The 17,985-nt window shown below is 68.3% G+C and carries 20 protein-coding genes; 4 read left to right on the top strand and 16 right to left on the bottom strand.

Annotated features, from left to right (window positions below; genetic code table 11):
- Positions 1-111: 111 nt before the first annotated feature.
- From KAK06_RS02410 to KAK06_RS02430, 5 genes are all read right to left on the bottom strand, one after another.
- A complete protein-coding gene (locus tag KAK06_RS02410) occupies positions 112-267 on the bottom strand; it encodes a hotdog fold domain-containing protein (protein WP_210800209.1) in 156 nt (51 codons plus the stop codon).
- Positions 268-507: 240 nt separating this feature from the next.
- Positions 508-1,914 (bottom strand): MFS transporter, encoded by a 1,407-nt coding sequence (locus KAK06_RS02415; protein ID WP_310741017.1) that lies wholly within the window; start codon positions 1,912-1,914, stop codon positions 508-510.
- Between the two features lie 2 nt (positions 1,915-1,916).
- Positions 1,917-2,621 carry an SDR family oxidoreductase gene (locus KAK06_RS02420; RefSeq protein WP_210800210.1) on the bottom strand — a complete coding sequence of 235 codons (705 nt, stop codon included), beginning with the start codon at positions 2,619-2,621 and terminating at the stop codon, positions 1,917-1,919.
- A gap of 71 nt (positions 2,622-2,692) precedes the next feature.
- Entirely contained in the window at positions 2,693-3,268 is a 576-nt protein-coding gene (locus tag KAK06_RS02425; RefSeq protein WP_210800211.1) for a TetR/AcrR family transcriptional regulator, read from the bottom strand.
- A 54-nt stretch (positions 3,269-3,322) separates the two neighbouring features.
- Complete coding sequence (locus KAK06_RS02430; RefSeq protein ID WP_210800212.1) at positions 3,323-3,955, bottom strand: cation efflux transmembrane domain-containing protein; 633 nt, start codon at positions 3,953-3,955, stop codon at positions 3,323-3,325.
- A 74-nt stretch (positions 3,956-4,029) separates the two neighbouring features.
- Here KAK06_RS02430 and cadR point away from each other — a divergent pair, with 74 nt between their 5' ends.
- Positions 4,030-4,461, top strand: a complete 432-nt coding sequence (gene cadR / locus KAK06_RS02435; RefSeq protein ID WP_210800213.1) for a Cd(II)/Pb(II)-responsive transcriptional regulator — start codon at positions 4,030-4,032, stop codon at positions 4,459-4,461.
- A 198-nt stretch (positions 4,462-4,659) separates the two neighbouring features.
- On the opposite strand, the gene KAK06_RS02440 is transcribed toward cadR, so the two are convergent.
- Positions 4,660-5,031, bottom strand: a complete 372-nt coding sequence (locus KAK06_RS02440; protein ID WP_210800214.1) for a Rieske (2Fe-2S) protein — start codon at positions 5,029-5,031, stop codon at positions 4,660-4,662.
- A gap of 240 nt (positions 5,032-5,271) precedes the next feature.
- Between KAK06_RS02440 and KAK06_RS02445 the strand changes: the two genes are divergently transcribed.
- On the top strand, positions 5,272-6,150 hold the full coding sequence (locus KAK06_RS02445) for a LysR substrate-binding domain-containing protein (protein WP_210800215.1): 879 nt from the start codon (positions 5,272-5,274) through the stop codon (positions 6,148-6,150).
- A 148-nt stretch (positions 6,151-6,298) separates the two neighbouring features.
- On the opposite strand, the gene KAK06_RS02450 is transcribed toward KAK06_RS02445, so the two are convergent.
- Genes KAK06_RS02450 through KAK06_RS02460 form a run of 3 tightly spaced genes read right to left on the bottom strand, consistent with a single transcriptional unit; the run spans position 6,299 to position 9,828 of the window.
- Positions 6,299-7,333 carry an O-methyltransferase gene (locus KAK06_RS02450; protein ID WP_210800216.1) on the bottom strand — a complete coding sequence of 345 codons (1,035 nt, stop codon included), beginning with the start codon at positions 7,331-7,333 and terminating at the stop codon, positions 6,299-6,301.
- Complete coding sequence (locus tag KAK06_RS02455; RefSeq protein ID WP_210800217.1) at positions 7,330-8,673, bottom strand: ATP-binding protein; 1,344 nt, start codon at positions 8,671-8,673, stop codon at positions 7,330-7,332. Before KAK06_RS02455 ends, KAK06_RS02450 begins: the two co-directional genes overlap by 4 nt.
- Before the next feature lie 36 nt (positions 8,674-8,709).
- Positions 8,710-9,828: a DNA cytosine methyltransferase gene (locus tag KAK06_RS02460; RefSeq protein WP_210800218.1), complete on the bottom strand. Its 1,119-nt coding sequence runs from the start codon at positions 9,826-9,828 to the stop codon at positions 8,710-8,712.
- Between the two features lie 369 nt (positions 9,829-10,197).
- Here KAK06_RS02460 and KAK06_RS02465 point away from each other — a divergent pair, with 369 nt between their 5' ends.
- Positions 10,198-10,818, top strand: a complete 621-nt coding sequence (locus KAK06_RS02465) for a hypothetical protein (RefSeq protein ID WP_210800219.1) — start codon at positions 10,198-10,200, stop codon at positions 10,816-10,818.
- A 19-nt stretch (positions 10,819-10,837) separates the two neighbouring features.
- On the opposite strand, the gene mobA is transcribed toward KAK06_RS02465, so the two are convergent.
- From mobA to KAK06_RS02495, 6 genes are all read right to left on the bottom strand, one after another.
- Positions 10,838-11,440, bottom strand: coding sequence for a molybdenum cofactor guanylyltransferase MobA (gene mobA, locus KAK06_RS02470; protein WP_210800220.1), 603 nt, complete (start codon positions 11,438-11,440; stop codon positions 10,838-10,840).
- Positions 11,441-11,444: 4 nt separating this feature from the next.
- A complete protein-coding gene (locus tag KAK06_RS02475; RefSeq protein WP_210800221.1) occupies positions 11,445-12,074 on the bottom strand; it encodes a TorD/DmsD family molecular chaperone in 630 nt (209 codons plus the stop codon).
- Positions 12,071-14,233, bottom strand: a complete 2,163-nt coding sequence (locus tag KAK06_RS02480) for a 4Fe-4S dicluster domain-containing protein (RefSeq protein WP_247652609.1) — start codon at positions 14,231-14,233, stop codon at positions 12,071-12,073. The genes KAK06_RS02475 and KAK06_RS02480 overlap by 4 nt, the downstream gene beginning before the upstream one ends.
- Complete coding sequence (locus KAK06_RS02485) at positions 14,139-14,732, bottom strand: DUF3306 domain-containing protein (RefSeq protein ID WP_210800222.1); 594 nt, start codon at positions 14,730-14,732, stop codon at positions 14,139-14,141. Before KAK06_RS02485 ends, KAK06_RS02480 begins: the two co-directional genes overlap by 95 nt.
- 6 nt (positions 14,733-14,738) lie before the next feature.
- Positions 14,739-15,245: a DUF3305 domain-containing protein gene (locus tag KAK06_RS02490; RefSeq protein ID WP_210800223.1), complete on the bottom strand. Its 507-nt coding sequence runs from the start codon at positions 15,243-15,245 to the stop codon at positions 14,739-14,741.
- Between the two features lie 61 nt (positions 15,246-15,306).
- Positions 15,307-15,666 carry a carboxymuconolactone decarboxylase family protein gene (locus tag KAK06_RS02495; RefSeq protein ID WP_210800224.1) on the bottom strand — a complete coding sequence of 120 codons (360 nt, stop codon included), beginning with the start codon at positions 15,664-15,666 and terminating at the stop codon, positions 15,307-15,309.
- Between the two features lie 112 nt (positions 15,667-15,778).
- On the opposite strand from KAK06_RS02495, the gene KAK06_RS02500 reads away from it, so the two are divergent.
- Positions 15,779-16,009 carry a DUF1653 domain-containing protein gene (locus KAK06_RS02500; protein WP_210800225.1) on the top strand — a complete coding sequence of 77 codons (231 nt, stop codon included), beginning with the start codon at positions 15,779-15,781 and terminating at the stop codon, positions 16,007-16,009.
- On the opposite strand, the gene KAK06_RS02505 is transcribed toward KAK06_RS02500, so the two are convergent.
- On the bottom strand, positions 15,996-17,984 hold the full coding sequence (locus tag KAK06_RS02505) for a cache domain-containing protein (RefSeq protein ID WP_210800226.1): 1,989 nt from the start codon (positions 17,982-17,984) through the stop codon (positions 15,996-15,998). The genes KAK06_RS02500 and KAK06_RS02505 overlap by 14 nt on opposite strands.
- Position 17,985 lies beyond the last annotated feature (1 nt).

Consider the following 17,985-nt stretch of genomic DNA (forward strand, 5'->3'; position numbering starts at 1 on the left):
CGGGGGGACTTGCAGTGGGGCCGATGGCCGACTCTGGGCGCGAACGGTCCGCGCGTCAAGCACCCTCGCCGGCGATGCCGGTGCACCCGGCGCGGCGTGTCCGCAGCCGGGTCAAGGCGCCACCGGGGTCGACTCGAAGATGGCGCAGGTGGTGGTGGCGCGGGCGTAGAGCTTGCCGTCGGGGCCGACGATGCGCGCTACCGACGTTCCCACCTGGCCGCCGACCTGCAGCGCAGTGCCGACGCACCCCAGCGCCAAGTGCAGCAAGGTCGCATGCCAGCCGCCATGCACCGACCCCGTCGCCCACCTCGACCAGTTCGCAGTCGAAGGAATCCGCCATGTACGGACGGAGCAGCTCGCCGTCCAGCAGCGCGGTCATGAGCTGCAGGCCGGTCCTGCCCGGGAGCTGCTGCGGCGGGGCCAGTCCGACCCGTCCGCCGCCGCGCTCATGCCTGCGTTGGCGTCTCGTCGGTCATGTCAGCCTCCAGCGCGGGTGGGACAGGGTGATCACGGCTGCGCTGCCCGCGGCCTGGTGTCCACGGGCAGGCACAGCAGGCCCGTGAGCAGCGCCAGTGCGCCGTGCACCAGATACACGGTATTGAAGTCGGCGCGTTGCAGCGCCCCGTGGCCGAGCAGGGCCACGGTCAGCGCCACGCCCAGCACCGAGCCGATCTGCCGCGTGGCCTGGTTGACCGCGCTGCCCACCGCGTAGTGCGCCGCCGGCAGGCGGTTCACCGCCGCGGCCGACAGCGACGGCAACACCAGCCCGACGGCGATGCCGCTCATCACCAGCCCCGGCAGCCAGTGCGACAGGTAGTGCGGCTCGGTGCCCGGCACCAGCATGAACCACAGGCTGCTGCAGGCGTACAGCAGCGAGCCGCCGACCAGGAAGCGGCGATGGCCCAGCCGCGTGGCCAGTCGGCCGGTGAGGATGGCGGTGGGCATCACCAGCAGCGGTCCGGGCGTGACCGCCAGCCCGGCCTGCGGCAGGCTGAGCTGCCAGACGTTCATCATGAAGAAGAAAAAGGTCAGGAACATCATCGAGAACGCCGTGCCGAAGACCAGCGTCGCGAGGTTCACATAGCGGTAGGTGCGGTGCTGAAACAGCGTCAGGTCCACCAGCGGCGCGCGGGCGTGGCGGGCCCAGGCCACGAAGGCGCCGGCGGCCAGGCCCCCGGTGGCCGCCAGGGCCAGGAGTTCCGTGCGGGACCACTGCGGCGCGCTGGATTCGACGATGGCCAGGGTGACCGCGCCCACCGACAGCATCAGCAGCGCCATGCCCACGCCATCCACGCGCCGCTGCGCGCCGGAGCTTTCCGATTCGTGCAGCATCGCCGCACCCCGCCACAGCGCCAGGCCCCCCAGCGGCAGGTTGATGTAGAACGCCCAAGGCCAGCCGAAGTGGTCGATCACGACACTCCCCGCACTCGGCCCCACCGCGGCGGCCAGCCCGCCGACGGCGCCCCACAGGCTCACCACCACCGCGCGCCGGCTCTGCGGAAAGGCCGCCAGCACGATGGACAGCGAGGCCGGCGTCAGCAGCGCCGCCCCCACCGCCTGCAGTGCCCGGGCCGCGATCAACCAGCCCACGCTGCCGGCCAGGCCGCAGGCGGCCGAAGCGGCCAGGAAAAGCGCCACGCCGATCAGGAAGACGCGCTTGCGGCCATGCGTGTCGGCCAGGCCGCCCGCGGGAATCAGCATCGTCGCGTAGACCACCGTGTAGGCGTTCAGCACCCACGACAGCTCGGCCGCAGTGGCGTCGGCGAAGGCGTGCCGCAGCGGATCGAAGGCCGCGAACAGCATCGTCGTGTCGAGCGACACCAGGAAGGTGGCGAGGCTGGCAACCCAGAACACGGGCCACGGCGATGCGGTCGTCCTGGCGTGGGTGCGAGGCGTGTCGACGGCGGCGCCCACGCTCACTCCCGCGCCTGCAGGTACACGCCCGGATGGGCCGACAGGCCGAGCTTGACCTGCTGGGTCAGCTCGTCGGCCAGCACCTCCTCGGCACCGGCTTCCAGCGCGTCCAGGGCCCGGGCGACGATCTGCTCCGGCGTCGATTTGGGCGCGTCGATGCCCTGCGTCATGCCAGTGTCGACAAAGGCCATGTGCAGCGTCAGCACCTGGGTCTTCTGGCCCCGCAACTCATGGCGCAGGCCATTGCTCAGGCTCCACACCGCCGATTTCGTGGCCGCGTAGCTGGCCAGCGCCGGGCTCGAGATCCAGCTGGCGATGGAGGCCACGTTCAGCAAGGCCCCGCCACCGTTGGCCGCCAGCACCGGCGCGAAGGCCTGGCTCACGCGCAGCACCCCGAAGACATTGGTCTCCAGCTGCTGGCGCAGGCGGGTCTCGGCATCGCTGTCGAGGAAGCCACCGAACTGCGCGATGCCGGCGTTGTTGATGACCAGGTTCACATCGCCGGCCTGGGCCACGGCGGCGGCGATGTCGCCCGGCGCGTTCACGTCCAGCCGCAGCGGCGTGACCCCGGGCAGGGTGACGCTGGCCGGATCGCGCGCGCCGGCGTAGACCTTGCGCGCGCCACGCGCCAAGGCGGCCTGGGCAAAGGCCAGCCCGATGCCGCGGTTGGCGCCGGTGATGAGGACGGTGGCGTTGTCGAGTTTCATGGCTTTCCTTAAGATGATGGTCATCATATTCGCCGGCGTGCAAGCAGGGCCGGCGGCTTCCTGCCGACGTGTCAGGCGTCGTACTGCTGGATCAGGCTGTCCCGCACAGTGGCCAGCCAGGCCTTGCCCGCCTGGCCTTGCAGCGTGCGGGCCAGCTGCAAGGCGCCCACCATGGTGGCGGCCACCACCTGGGCCTGCGCCGGGTCGACACCGGCTGGCAGGCAGCGGCGCACCAGATCGACCAGGCCCAGCACGCGGGCGCGGGCGGCACTGGCCACTTCGTCCGCCTGGCGCGGGACTTCGGCCGCCAGGGCGGCGACGATGCAGCCGCACTCGATGTTCTCGAGCTGGGCATCGCCCAGGTAGGTGTTCACCAGGGCCGAGAACGCGCTCACGCCAGCGGCCTGCGCCTGGCGCAGCCGTTCGGCGAGCACGGCGCCGGTGTCGCGGCCGGCGCGCTGCGTGGCCTCGGCCAGCAAGGCGTCGCGGGAGGCGAAATGGGCATAGAAGCCGCCGTGCGTCAGGCCGGCCTCTTTCATGATGGTGGCCAGCCCGACGCCGTCGTAGCCCGCGCGCCGGATGGCGCGGGAGGCGACATCCAGGATGCGGTCGTGGGTGAGTTCCTTGCGGCTGGCGGACATGGACATGATGGCCGTCATATTACGTCCATCATGCGGTTCCGTCAAGAGCGGCCGATGGGCTCAGTGCGCCGGCGTCGGTCGCCCCTGCAGTTCGGCCTGCGCCTGCCGCCCCACGCTCCACGCCCCGCTCAAGGCCAGGCCGCCCATCACGCCCGCCACCACCAGGTCGGGCCAGGCGGTGCCGGTGCCCAGCACGCCCAGCGCCGCCAGCATCACGGCCAGGTTGCCCAGCGCGTCATTGCGCGAGCACAGCCAGACCGAGCGCATGTTGGCGTCGCCGCTGCGGAAGCGATAGAGCATCACAGCCACACCAGCGTTCACGGCCAGGGCCAGCAGGCCCACGGCGCCCATGGTGGCGGGCTCGGGCACGGCGCCGCTGCCCAGCATCCAGGCGGCGCGGGTCAGCACGCCCACGCCGAACAGGCCCATGCAGGCCGCCTTGAACAGCGCCGCGCGCGAGCGGGCGACGGCACCCAGGCCCAGCACCGCCAGGCTGATCGCGTAGTTGCCGGCGTCGCCGAAGAAGTCGATCGAATCGGCCAGCAGCGACACCGAGCCCGAGGACCAGGAGGCGCCCAGCTCGATGACGAACATCGCGGCGTTGAGCAGCATCGCGGTCCACAGTGCGCGGCGCCAGCGCGGGTCGGTGGCGGGAGAGGCGCAGGCGGCGTCGTGGCAGCAGTGGGCGGACATGGCGTTGCAGGGTGTGCTGTGGCTGTGCGAGCATTGAAAACCCTGTAGCCACTATAGAGTCAAGGGCCTCGGCCATGAAGATCGGTGAACTCGCCACCCGCGCCGGCTGCGATGTGCAGACGGTGCGTTTCTACGAACGCGAGGGCCTGCTCGAGGCGCCGCCGCGCGAGGCCTCGGGCTACCGCCGCTATGCCGAGCGCCACCTGACCCAGCTGAACTTCGTGCGCCACCTGCGCACGCTGGACATCCCGCTGCAGGAGGTGCGCCAGCTGCTGCGCTACGCGGCCGAGCCCGAATCCTCCTGCGCCCAGGTCAACGAGCTGCTCGACGGCCACATCGCGCTGGTGCGCCAGCGCATGCAGGCGCTGCGCGCGCTGGAGCGTCAGCTGGTGGACCTGCGGCGCAGCTGCGACGGCGATGCCTCGCACCCCTGCGCGATCCTGCAGGCCTTTGCCGCGGCGGCCGAGCAGCAGCCCTGCGCCTGCCATCCGGCCAGCACAGGCTGAACGTGCTGCGTCAGGCCAGCACGGTGGCCTGGCGCACCGGCTCGGCCGCCGATCGGCGTGCCCACCCAGACCGGCAGGGCCACCCGGTCCACCACCATGCCGGCGCGCTGCAACTGGATGGCGGCTGCCATGCCGGAGAAACCCAGGCCCATCACCCGTGCCTTGTTCACGGCTGTCGTGTCCCGTCCTGGTGGTGCGTCAGTGCGTGCGCAGCCAGACGCTGCCGTCGCTGCGGATGTCCATCTCGATCGCCGTCAGCGATTGCCCCAGACACGGCCCCCGCACGCAGTGCCCGGTGGCCGGCTCGAACTGCGCGCCGTGCGCCGAGCAGACGATGTGCGTGCCGGCCGCATTGGTGTACGCGTCCTTGCGCCAGGCCATCGGGGCGCCGTCGATGTGCGGGCAGGCGTTGCGCCAGGCGTGCAGCCGGCCGGCGTGGCGCACCACGAAGACCGAGTCCTGCCCGATCTGCCGCGGGTCGAAGCCGCGTGCGCGGCCTTCGGCGATCTCGTCCAGCTCGTCCGCTTGGCACAGCCACAGCGGCCCGGCTTCGTACGGGGTCTCAGACATGGACGCCATTCTCCGATGTGTCCAGTCTCGGCGCCCGCTGGCGGCAGTCACCCGGCAGCCAGGCCCGCAATCTGTCGGCACCCAGCACGGCGTGGCGCGGCTGCCAACTGGCGCGCTGTGGTGTGTGCAGGCGCGAGTTCGCCCATCACCGGGCCCAGGGCCGTTCCGTGTCTTGAATCCTTGTGGGACAGCGGGTCAGCGACAGCTGAGGCAGCCGCGACCCTCTCGAAAAGAACAGCGATGGAAGCGACGTATCAACGCCATCCAAGCATCGAGGGCTGTTCCTGTACGTCATCGGCGCTGAGCAGCGCGCTGTCGCGGCTGCGCGATGACTTCGAGGACGAGCTGCTGGTGCAGGTGGGCCGCAAGATGGAGCCCACACCGCGCGCCGAGGCGCTGCACGACGCCGTGCGCGACGTGCTGGTGCGCATCGACAGCACCATCGCCAGCCGCCCGCGCTTCGACCCCACCGCGTCGGACCGGCTGTTCCGCATCTGCCTGTCCGACTACACCCAGATGGTGATCGCGCTGCACCTGCTGGCGCTGTGCGCGCAGGAACGCTGCAGCGTGCGCTTCGAGTTCCTGCCGCAGGTGATGAACCCGCAGCGCACCCTGGAGCGCGGCGAGGCCGACCTGCTGGTCATCCCCCGCGGCTTCATGTCACCCGACCACCCCGAGGAAGGGCTGGTGGAGGAGCGCTTCGTCTGCCTGCTGTGGGCCCACAGCCCGCTGGCCCAGGGCGAGTTCACCTTCGAGCGCTACCTGGCCGCCGGCCACATCATCATGCAGCCCCCCGGCGGCACCGGCGACTCGTTCGAATCGTGGTTCGTCAAACGCTACGGCGTCACCCGCCGCGTGGCCGTCATGTCCTACGGTTTTGCCGCCATGCCCGCCCTGGTCTGCGGCACCGACCTGGTCGCCACCGTGCACGCCCGCCTGGCCCACTGCTTCGCCACCACCTGGCCCCTGGCCATCCGCCAACCCCCGCTGCCCATCGAGGGCATGCAGCAGGCGATGCAGTGGCACAAGTACAAGACGCAGGATCCGGGCTTGGTGTGGTTGAGGGATGCGTTCAGGAGGGCGGTGTGGAGGATGGATGGGGAGGGGGGGGTGGCGTAGATGTGCTCTAGTCTGGGATTTACTCGATAAACCTTCCAGTCTCCTTGGGCGCTAGACACCGAACTGCATACGGCAGTATGAAGGCAGTGTTCTGACCTTGCTCCCGCTTGCTGCTGTCTATCACGGCTAGGCGGGTCCGAGCCTATCGTTACATAGTAGTTTCCACGAAGACCGGAAAGTGCCGATAGAACTTCCGATACTTAGTCAATTCCGCGTCCGCCAGAGCTATTCCACAGGCCCTAGCCGCGGCAAGGAACTCAGTGCCGTCGCCGATATCTGGCAAGCAACCGTCCAGGGCGATCTTCTCCTTCACGGTAACAGGCACTAAATCCAAACGACAGTAGGACGTCTGCCCTGTCTCACCATAAAGCAAAGGCTGCCGCGCCAAACTGTCCAGCCAGATTGCTTCGGTGTCGTCAGTCACCAAGGCCCCGCCAACAGTCACCATGTCGGCGCCGTCGCGATGATGCAGCCTATATAGAGGAATAAATTTGATCCGTTTGCCATTCGACTCGCGCGCCCCGGTAACGACTTGGTGTTCCATGTAGGAGGCTATTGCCTCGCTTAAAAACTCGGGGAAAACAGCTTCAGGGATATCTCTGAACGTCCCCTTTCCTGTAGGCTGGGGCTCGAAGCGGGTAGGGATGCTTCCGTCACCAAGAAACCCTGCCACAACGCCAACGGAGGTTTCTTGTTTCTCAATTTTTCCATCCGGCTTACGAACCCGATAGGTCCCCCGCGCCCCGTTTACCGTGATGAGCACGACGGAATTCGGTTGCGCCCTTGAGAGGATGATATCGATATCCTTGACCACCTCATCATTCAGGTGGCCATCGTAGTCAAGCCATGCAATGACAGGCTTGCTCCACCTCTCAACGGCCATATTGGCCATGACGACATTGCAGTCTCCGGGTTCCACTGTGACCCCAGCGAAAGGGCGATTGAACTCCGCACGGCTTGCATAGTCGCTGTACTCAACAGACACCATGCTGTCGATGCCCAGGCGCCTGTGCGCCAGCCTGAAGTCACCGAACCACATCGATCCGAAACCAAGGTACCAGTGGTCGCCGAAACCGATCTTCTGTGCCGCCGAATCAAGAACATCAAAGACAAGTTTCCTTTCAATGTGCTTGTTGGTGCGGAGAAGGTAGTCGAATCTTTCGAATGAAGGTGTGCCGCTCATTTGCCAAGCTCCACCTCTCGGAAGTACTCGAAAGTCTTGATTCCTACGTCTCGCGCAGACATTCCGATATTGCCAAGGTGACGCTTTATTTCTTCCACTTCACGCTTGTCGCGCGAGTATTGAATACTGATGGTGGCGGGACGAGGGGCCGCCGCGGCAGCGATAGTTGGAAGTTTAAAGGCCTGAGCAATTTTCAATTGAGATATATCCACCTGTGCACGAGGTGTCTCTGCCGCCTTAGCGGTTTCAATGTCTGCCTTGCGTCGATTGGTGTAATCGGTGAATACCTGGGTGACCGCCTTCATGCGTGTGATGGTTCTGCGGTAAAGAGGGCTTGCAGGGTCGAGTTCGCGCTTGGTGGTCGTCCAGGGCAACCTACGTTGATCATCGGCGTTGTAAAAGACGAAACCTGCAAAACCGTTATACTGCGGGTGCCACAGATTGAATTTGTCATCGCCCCAAATAGTCGCTTCAGTCTTGTCCGCCGCTAGCACGACCCTATCATTGCAGATGACAAACCAACCATAGCGGTCAACCTTCCCTGGCTTCAGTTCATCGGGAATGTCGTCCGGAAGTTCATCCACAAGCCCAGCAAGGATGCGAACGTGAACGCCGTTGTCTTCGTATTGATCGACCGACGGCATTAAATCCTCCGACTGCCGCAATTGGTATGTGTACGACGGGACGATATCGTCGCCAACGCTGATTTTTAGGCCTTGCTGGATGAAGAAGGCATAATCTCTCGCAATGGCCTTCATCAGTTCGTTTCTGAAAACGGGGTCGCCAAGCATTTCTTTGACGCCGTCATTCACCGCTGTGATCTGTATTTGCGTTCCGTGTGTTTCAGATTTTTCGATGTCTTCGTAGTCGAAATCCCAGGCGTCTTGTGCCTTCCACTCTTCGACATTGATGTTAACTCGGAAAGAAGCGTCATCAGCGTGACTTGTCACTGAGCAAATTCGGCCGATCTTGAATATTGCCCGTTTCATGCCTATGCCGTAAAGGCCAATGCCGCCGGGAACCTCAGGACTGTCAGCGCGCCGGCCGAAATGGAAAGCATAGTCAATCGCGTCCGATAGTCTGATTCCTCCTGTGTTATCCTCAATTCTGAAGTAGTTTTCGTCAAATGCAAGGCGGATTTCATAGCCAATAAAGGGCTTTGTGTCATCGTCCGAAGGCTTGCGACGTGCGCCGTCAATTGAGTTATCCAGCAAATCGAATATACAGTCCCGGAGCTGAATATCTCTGGTGATCATTGTGACGAAAAAGTCTTTCGTCGGGTCAGTATGAATTTTCTTTGCCGGGGCTGCCTGCCCAGCGTTCGTGTCGTCTGTAGTCATGCTATTTCCCTGTGTGATATGGCTTTGAAATGAATCTTACGATACTGCCTTGTGTATCACCGATAAGAGTGCCTCGGAAACGATCGGGCTTACACTATTTCCGATCTGCCTGAAGGCATGCCATTTTGTTGGATGGAATTGAAACCAATCTGGGAAACCCTGCAGGCGCGCCGCTTCCCTGGGAGCTATGACGCGCGGCGACGATGGATGAACTGGGCGAATCGCTTGGTAGCTTCCTCTCTCTGGCCCTGTACCGGCCCTCAGAGTGGGGCAATAGCCGTCCATGTGCAAGCGATAGCACTTCGAAATCGCATCCGAAGTCCCAGGCTGAAGGACTCTGAAGCGCTTCTTCGTCTCGGGCGAGTGCGCCGTGCCGAGGAAACCTGAGACGATAAATTGGTTCTTATGCACAGCCAGTGCATAGGGGTCGCCGACGCCTTCCGGAATGTGGTTGGCAATGCGATGCTCATAGGGAGCATCATCAAGCTCGCCCACAGCACGCCAACTCTGATCCTCTCGCTGCCAGTCAGATCTGATGATGGGTAGGCCACTTAAGGCCCTCGACACCCTCACATCTTCAACGAACTTCGGTGCGAACGCTGCCACGTCGAGTGCGCTGACACGATTTGGGTCATAGCCAAAGAAGAACACGCGGGTTCTAATCGTTGGCGCGCCGTAGTCGCTCGCTTTCACAGTCATGGGTGCCAGCATGAGGTAATCGTTAGGGACTTGCGCTAAGGCTCTGTCCAGAATTGGTTTGTTTCGCTCGTGAGTGACGCCAGGTACGTTCTCTGCCAGGAAGAAGGCAGGGCGCAACTCAGCTACATGCCGGAAGAAATGAACAAGGAGTTCATTGCGCGGATCCTCGGTGCCCTTTAGGCCAATTTCACTGAAGCCTTGACATGGCGGACCACCGATAAGGCCGCAAAGTTCGTTTGACTTCAGCCCGGAAAGCTCCAGCAGTCGTTCGCCCGATAGCGTCGCAACATCTTCGACAAGGTGCCTGGAATTCGGGAAATTCACCGCATGCTGCGCTGATGCTCGCGTATCGAACTCAACAGCCGCAGCAACGTCGAAGCCGGCACGAGCAGCGCCAAGACTCAGGCCTCCCACTCCGGCGAAAAGGTCGATGATCTTCTTTTTCTGGTGGGGCATCTGGCAGTCCTCAGCGGCTCTTAACGATAGCGCACAAGGCAAGCATTGTTGATCGGGCGTGAACCTTCAAGTGCAGGTTAGATCGCTTGGGCTCACTCAACCAGCCGAAACTTCCCAGTTCAAGGGCGGCCTGATGAAGCTACGAAGACCGTCCCAGTCTTACGCGATTGCATTCGACTCTGCGCGTTGGCGCTATGGCCGCAGTGTTGACCTACGACGGTGCCACACCGGCGGAATCTGCGCTGGCCGCAAGCCCATCGTCAAGTGACGCACCTAGTCTCAAGCAGTCCTTTGACCAGCACCTATGAGCCTCGCGCCGCTCCTTATCCATCTCAGCTCCGCATCCCTTACTGATGCTAGCGCCTCCCCATGTCCCCACCCACCGACCCCCGCCAAACCCAACTCGAAACCCTCTACCGCCAAGCCTCCACCGCCCAGCTGCAACGCCGCCTGAGCGACCCCGACCTGCTGCCGCAGGCGCGCGAGGTGGCGCAGGCGGAACTGCAGCGGCGCAATCAGGCCCGCCAGTCTGCCGCGGTGGCCGCCCAGGCGGGCCGCAGCCGCTCACCGCGCAACGAGCTGCTGATGGTCGCGGCCGGTGCCGCGGTGCTGCTGCTGGTGCTGTGGTTCGTGATGCCGGCCGAGGGCTTCTTCCTGTTCCTGGCGGTCATGCTGCCCACGGTGCTGGCGCCGCTGGGCAAGCTGTATCCGGCCTGGGGCAAGGCGCTGGCGGGCGTGCTGCTGGCAGCGCCGGTGATGCTGGGCGTGTGGCTGTGGCGGCGGGGTGAGCTGGCCTGGCAGGGCGGTGATTACCGGCCGCTGGGCACGCTGATCTCGTGGGGCGTGCTGCTGGCGGTGTGGGCGCTGTGCTGGGCGCTGGGGGGCAGTGTGCTGAAGGGCGCGCTGCACCGCGGCAGCTGGGATGCGCTGGCGGATGAGCTGGATCGCGAGCGGTCCAGGAACCTGGAGGACCTGGGCCGGCGGGGCTGAGCGCGCGGCCGGCGGTGGGTCAGCCCTGCAGCCGCCGCAGCTCTTCCGGCGTGTTGGCGTTGTCAAACGCCGCGGCGTCCTCGAACACCACCTCCACATGCCGGTGCTGGTCGGTCCAGCGGTCGATCTTGCGCTGGCCGCTCTGGATGAACTGCACCAGGCTTTCCAGCAGGCTGGCGCGCAGCAGGCAGAAGACGGGTTGGCGCTGCAGCGCGCCGTCGGGGTCGCGGGTGGCGGCCATGGCCACCTCGGCGTCGGCGGCGTGGGCGGCCTGGGCCAGGCGGGCGGCCAGGTCGGTGGGGAAATGGGGCGTGTCGCAGGGCACGGTCAGCAGCCAGGGCGTGTCGCAGTGCTCCAGGCCGGCCAAGAAGCCGGCCAGCGGGCCGGGGTAGTCGGGCACGGCGTCGGGCCAGACCTCGGCGCCCATGGATTCATAGGCCGACAGGTTGCGGTTGGCGTTGATCAGCACCGCGCCCACCTGCGGCTGCAGGCGCAGCAGCGCGTGCATGGCCAGCGGCAGGCCGCGGTGGTTCTGCAGGCCCTTGTCGACGCCGCCCATGCGGCTGCCGCGGCCGCCGGCCAGGATCAGGCCGGTGATGTCCTCGGGGGCAATGGTGCTCATGTCTTCACTCCACCATGTCGAAGGCCTGGGTCTCGACCTCGATGAAGGCGCGGGTCATGCCGGCCAGCGCGGCCAGCCAGCCGGCGCTGGGGTGAGCCTGCACGGTGTCGCACAGCTGCGCCACCCAGGGCTGCAGGTGGCTGCGGAAGAAGCGGCGCTGCTGCTCGAGGTTGCACACCGCGGCGTCGTCGCCGCCGATCAGGTAGCGCATCACCTCGAAGCCGTAGGCGATGTGGTCCTCGGTCTCGGTGGTGTCGGTGGTGCGGGCCAGGCCCAGGCGGGCCAGGTCCTCGCGCAGGCGCACCAGCGGGGTCTCGTTCAGGAAGCCGGCCTGGTAGAAGCTGCCGTAGACGAAGACCTCGGGCTTGCCCACGCCGCCGAACAGCGCGTCAAAGGCCTCGGTGGCCTGCGCCACGTTCACGCCGCGCAGCGCGCCCACCAGGTCCTGCCAGGGGGTCTCCAGGAAGCCGCCTTCCTGCGGCGCCTCGGTCACCGCCACGGCAAATTCGCGCAGCAGGGCCTCATCGGGCGGGGCCAGCCACAGGCGGGCCAGCAGGCCGTAGAGCTCGGCGCGCGCCACCTCTTCGGCGTCGGGGCTGCCGGCAATGGCGATCGGCTGGTCGGTGGGGCTCATCGGTCGGTGATCCGTTGTTCGTTCGGGTGGCTGTGCAGGTCGATGACGCGGCAGTCGCTGCACATTTTCAGGCGCTCGGCGGCGGCGCCCTGGAAGGCCGGGTGGGCGCCCAGGCGGGTGATCATGGCCTCAATCGCCTGCAGCGTGCCGAAGGGCTTGCCGCAGCGCACGCAGGCGAAGGGCTGGGCCTGGTTGAGCACGCGCGGCTGGCGGCGGGCGCGGCCGGCGTCGGCCAGCCACAGGCGCGGCTGCAGCGTGATGGCCTGTTCGGGGCAGGTGCCGGCGCACAGGCCGCATTGCACGCAGGCCGATTCGGTGAAGCGCAGCTGCGGCGCGTCGGGGTTGTCCTTCAGCGCGCCCGACGGGCAGGCGCCCACGCAGGCCAGGCACAGCGTGCAGCGCTGGTTGTCCACGGCCAGCGTGCCCCAGGGGCTGCCGGCGGCGGGCAGGGCGATGGCCTCGGGCACGGCGGCGGGGGCCTGGGCCAGCAGGTGGTCCAGCGCGGCGTCCAGCGTGGTGCGCTTGTCGGCCATCAGGCCGAAGCGGGCGCGCTCGCGCACGGTCTGCGCGGGCGGGGCCTGCAGCGCGCTGTCCAGCGCGGCCAGGTCGCGGGCGTCACGCACCTGCAGCAGGCGCAGGTGGGTGCCGGTGTAGCCCAGGCCGTTCAGCACGGCCTGGGCCACGTCCATCTGTTCCTGCAGCGCGGTGCGGTACTCGGGCGCTTCCTCGTCGGTCAGCAGCACCCAGACCTGGCTGGCGCCGTGGGCGATGGCCGACAGCCACAGGTCCACGCCGGTGCTGGCGCTGTGCCACAGCGGCAGCGGCAGCACACGCGCGGGCAGGCCGTGGATCTGCGGGTCCACGCGGGCGGCGCGGCCCAGCTCGTCCAGCCAGCGGGCGCCGGCGCCTTCGCTGTGCAGCAGCAGCGCGGCGTCGCGGCCGCCGGCGCTGGCGTAGGTGCCCAGCAGGGTGCGCAGGCGCTGGCCCTGGTCGGCCGGGCCGGGGGTCTGGAAGCTCAGCGCGCCGCTGGGGCAGACGGTGGTGCAGGCGCCACAGCCGGCGCACAGGTGCGGCTCGACGATGATGCCGCCGGTCTGCCCCGGCGCCTTGCCCTTCAGCGACGCATCACTGCGGATGGCCGAGGTGGAGCACACATCGATGCAGGCGCTGCAGCCGGTGCGCTCGTTGCGGGTGTGGGCGCACAGGCGCTGCTGGTAGCGAAAGAAGGTGGGCTTGTCGAAGGTGCCCACCATCGCGGGCAGCTCGCGCAGCGCGCTGGCCAGGCGGCGCTCATCGGTGCCGGCGTGCCAGTAGCCCTGCGGCGGCTGGTGCTGGCTGAAGGCGGGCGTGGCGCGCAGGTCCAGCACCAGGTCGAAGCGCTCGGCCATGGCGAGCGGGTCGCGCTGGAAGTCGATCGCACCGGCGGCCTCGCAGGCGCGCACGCAGTCGCGGTGGCTGGTGCAGCGCGACAGGTCCACCTGGTACGAGAAATCGATCGCGCCCTCGGGGCAGGCGGCGATGCAGGCGTTGCAGCGGGTGCACAGCTCCAGGTCGATCGGGTTGTCCTGCACCCACTCGGCGTGGAAGGCGCCCAGCCAGCCGCTCAGGCGCGTCAGGCGGCCGGCGTGGGTGGCAAAGGCGCGGTGTTGCGGCAGCGCGCCGGGCGCGCTGACCAGCACGGTCACGTCCAGCGTGGCGGCCAGCACTTCCGCGGCGGCCACCGCGGCCTCGGCCGGGCCGATCACCAGCGTGCGGCCGGCGCTGCGGTAGCTGACCTGCGGCACCGGCGCCGGGTCGGGCAGCTGGGCCAGCGCCAGCAGCGCGGCCAGCTTGGGCGTGGCCTGGCCAGCGTCCTTCGACCAGCCGCCGCGCTCGCGCAGGTTGACGAAGCGGATCGGCCGCTCGGCGGGCGAGGGCGCGCCTTCGGTGGCGTCGGCCAGTTCTGCGAACAGGCGCTGCTCCTGCGTGCAGGCCACGATGAGGGTCTCGCCCTCGTCGCGCGCGGCGCGCTGGAAGGCGGCCGCCTCGCGGCGGCACAGCGTGTGGTGCAGGGTCTCCAGGCCGTCAGCGCGGGCGCTCGGGCTCGTCTGCAGCGCCCGGCTCAGGGCCGGGGCGTCCAGCGGCATCGTCCGGTTGCAGTCGCAGATCAGGGTCTTCATGGTCGGGGGGCGCGGCGGGGGCGGGCGCCGGCGCGGTCAGGGAGGGGGCGGCGGGCGGCGGCGCGGCGGCCGGCTCGTCGGCGAACAGGCCCAGCGCGGCCGACTGCACCATCTGGCGCAGCATGCCGGCGGGCAGCGGGTCGGGGCGACCGTAGTCGTCGATGTAGATGTCCAGGCCGTCCATCACGTTGTAGTGCGGGTCGGCGAAGAGTTTTTTCAGCGCGGCGTTGCGCACTTCGGGCGTGACCTCGGGGGCGACGAAGCGGCTGAAGTCGGCCTCGGGGGTGAGGGTGGCCACGTCGTCCAGTGTGGGCGGCGGGGGTGGGGGTGGCGCGGCGGGCGGCTCGGCCAGCGGGGGCGCTTCGACCACTGGCACCAGGGGTGCCGGGGCGGGCAGCGGCGGTACGGGGGGAGGCGGCTCGGGCAGCGCCACGCCCTCGCGGGCCAGCGCCTTGCGGCGCGACCAGCGCGACAGGAAGCCGTCGTCGGTGTCGGCCATGGCGGCTCAGCGCCGGTCGCCCGGGCGCTGGAACGACGCCGGGCGGCGGCGCTGCTTGGGCTCGGGGCGGTAGTGCGCGCTGGTGAAGGCCTGCAGCATCTGCACCAGCTCGGCGGGCAGCGGCACGTTGTCCACGCGCTCCTGCGCGTCGAGCAGGCGGCCGGCCTCGTTGTAGGACAGCGTGACGAATTCGGGTGCGGCCTCGGACGGGTCGTCCTCGGCGCCGCGCCACATGACGAACCACACCGGCGCGCCGCTGCTGAGGTTGAGGTGGTAGCCCTCGCCCTCGTCGGCGTGCAGCAGCAGCGGCAGGCCGGGGTGCAAGGTCAGCCGCTCGCGGCCGTCGTCGCGCAGCGTGCGCGGGGTGTGGCCCAGCGTGCCGTCATCCAAGGCCACGTCGTGCGGCGTGTGGCGCCAGTCTTCCCAGGCGTTGGGCGCGCGCTCGCGGCGCATCGTCACCGCAACGCGCAGCGTCAGCGTGCGGGCGATCTCGGGCGGCGGGGTGTCTGGCATGGCGGGGCAGTCTAGCCGCCCGGGCCCCGACAAACTGTCGCCGCGGGAAAGCCCTGGGGAATCAGGTGGTGGCGGGCGCGCTGAACTGTTGCCAGGCGGCCATCACATGGGCCGCGTACATGGCCGACGGGCCGCCGCCCATGTAGATGGCCACGCCCAGGGTTTCCTCGATCTCGGCGGTGCTGGCGCCCAGGCGGGCCAGGGTGCGCACATGAAAGCCGATGCAGTCGTCACAGCGCGCCGCCACCGAGATGCCCAGCGCGATCAGCTCCTTGGTCTTCTCGTCCAGCGCGCCGGGGGTGAGCGCGGCCTTGCCCAGTTCGGAGAAGGCCTTCATCACCGGCGCCACGTCCTTGCGCAGCGGTTGCAGGTTGGCGGAGACGGCGGCGGTGAGCTGGTGGTAGTCGGGGATGGCGGACATGGTGTGAGGCGAATTTCAGGGATAACCCGGAGCTTATCAAATACGGTGACGGGTATGTTGCGCCGGCGCAGAGTCCGCGTACGATGCGCGGCTTTGCGACCCCCCACCCGCCATGGACGACGACCTGCCCCCGCTGCCCGCCACCCCGCTGGGCCGCTACCGCCACTACAAGGGCGGCGAGTACGAGGTGATCGGCGTGGCCCGCCACTCCGAGACACTGCAGCCGCTGGTGGTCTACCGCCCGCTGTACAACGCCACCGGCTGGTGGGTGCGGCCGCACGCGATGTTCTTCGAAGACATCACGGTGGACGGCGTGACCCAGCCTCGGTTCAGTCCTCTGTGAGTGCGCTGCGCAGCCAGACGCTGAACTCGGCGCCGCCGCTCAGTTCGGCACTGGGGCCGGGCACGTTGGCGGCACGCAGCTCGCCGCCGTAGCGTTCCACCAGGCTGCGGCTGATCCACAGGCCCAGGCCGGTGCCGTCGGGCTTGCGGGTGACGAAGGGCTGGAACAGGCGCGTGAGCATGTCCGGCGGCAGGCCCTCGCCGGTGTCGGCCACGCTGATCACCACGCCGGGGCCCTCGGGCCAGTCGTCGGTGCGCAGCGTCAGCGTGCCGCCCTCGGGCATGGCCTGCACCGCATTGACCAGCAGGTTGACCAGCACCTGCTGCAGCTCCTGGCGGTTGATCGCGGCCAGGCCGGTGGCGCGGTCCTCGCGCTCGATGCGGATGTGCTGGCGCGCCAGCAGGTGGGCCACCAGCACCAGGCAGTCATCCAGCACGCGCCGCGGATCAAGTTTCTCCACATAGCCGGCGTACTCGCCCGGGCGGGCGAACTGCAGCAGCTGGGTGACGATTAGGCGCATGCGCTCGATCTGGCTGTCGATCAGCGCCAGCTCCTCGCGCACCGGCGCGGCGGCCGGGCCCAGCAGCTCGCGCATCAGGTCGAGGTTGCCCTGGATCACCGCGATCGGGTTGTTCACCTCGTGGGCGATGCTGGCGGTGAGCTGGCCCACCGCGGCCAGCTTCTCGGCGCGCAGCAGCTGGGCCTGCGCGGCTTCCAGCTCGCGGCCGCGCTCGGCCACCTTGGCGTCCAGTTCGGCGTTCCAGCGCTGCAGCGCCTGGGTCTGGCCGGCCAGGGTGTCGAGCAGGTGGTCGAAGTGGGCGGCGAGCTGGCCGATCTCATCGGTGCGCGCCACCGGGCCCACGCGCGCGGCGCTGTCGCCCCCCTCCTGGCGCTGCATGGTGGCGCTCATGCGCTCCAGCGGCGCCACCACGCCGCGTGCCCAGCGCCAGGCCAGCAGGCCGGCGGGGATCATCACGCCAAAGCAGATCGAGCCGATCATCGCCAGCGCGGCGTACTTCAGCCAGCCGAAGGGGCGCTCCAGAAAGCCCACGTAGAGCATGCCCACGCGCTGGCCGGCGTGGTCGATCAGCGGCCGGTAGCCCGAGACATACCAGTCGCTGACGACGAAGGCGCGGTCCAGCCAGGTCTCTCCCTGGCCCAGCACGCGCTCGCGCACCGAGCCCGACACGCGGGTGCCAATGGCCCGCTCGTGCGCCTCGCCGCCGAACAGCCGCACATTGGTGCTGATGCGCACATCGTCCAGGAACAGCGTGGCCGTGCCCTGGCTGCCCCAGGGCAGCGAGCCGGCGGGGTAGACCACTTCATTGAGCTGGTCGATGAAGGCCAGGTTGCGGTTGAGCAGCACGCCCGATTGCAGCTGGCCCAGCAGCCGGCCGTCGGCGGCGCGCACCTCGGCCACGGCCATGGCCATCAGCGCGCGGTCTTCGGTGCGGCGGTCGGTGGGCGCGGCGTTCTGCGTGGGCAGCAGGGGCACCGGGATGCGCTCGCGCAGCGCGGCGGGCAGGGCGGCCTGGGCCTCGGGCGCCAGGCGCTCGACGCTGGCGCGCGGGCGACCGGCGGCGGGCGGGGGCAGGCGCGGCAGGGTGTCGGCGCCGGGCTGCGGGCTGCGGCCGTGGGCGTCGCGCCAGACCAGCAGGTCCAGGCGCTCGCGCCGCTGCAGCTGGCCCAGCAGCTGCACCAGCGCGGTGTCGTCGCGCCGCGCCAGGCCCTCGGCCAGCACGCGCGACTCGGCCAAGGCATTGGTGCTGGCGCCCACCTCGGCCAGCATGCGCTCGAAGTAGCCGTCGGCCACCGCCAGGTCGGAGCGCACCTTGGCCACCAGCAGCCGATCCAGCGCCTCGTTACCCCAGACCAGCAGTGCCACGCCCAGCAGCGGCAGCACCGCCCACAGCGGCAGCAGCACCAGCGCCAGCAGCTTGCGCCGCACCGGCCAGGCCTGCAGCGCGGTCCTCACC

The organism is Ideonella aquatica, assembly GCF_018069755.1.
Classification (GTDB): domain Bacteria; phylum Pseudomonadota; class Gammaproteobacteria; order Burkholderiales; family Burkholderiaceae_C; genus Ideonella; species Ideonella aquatica.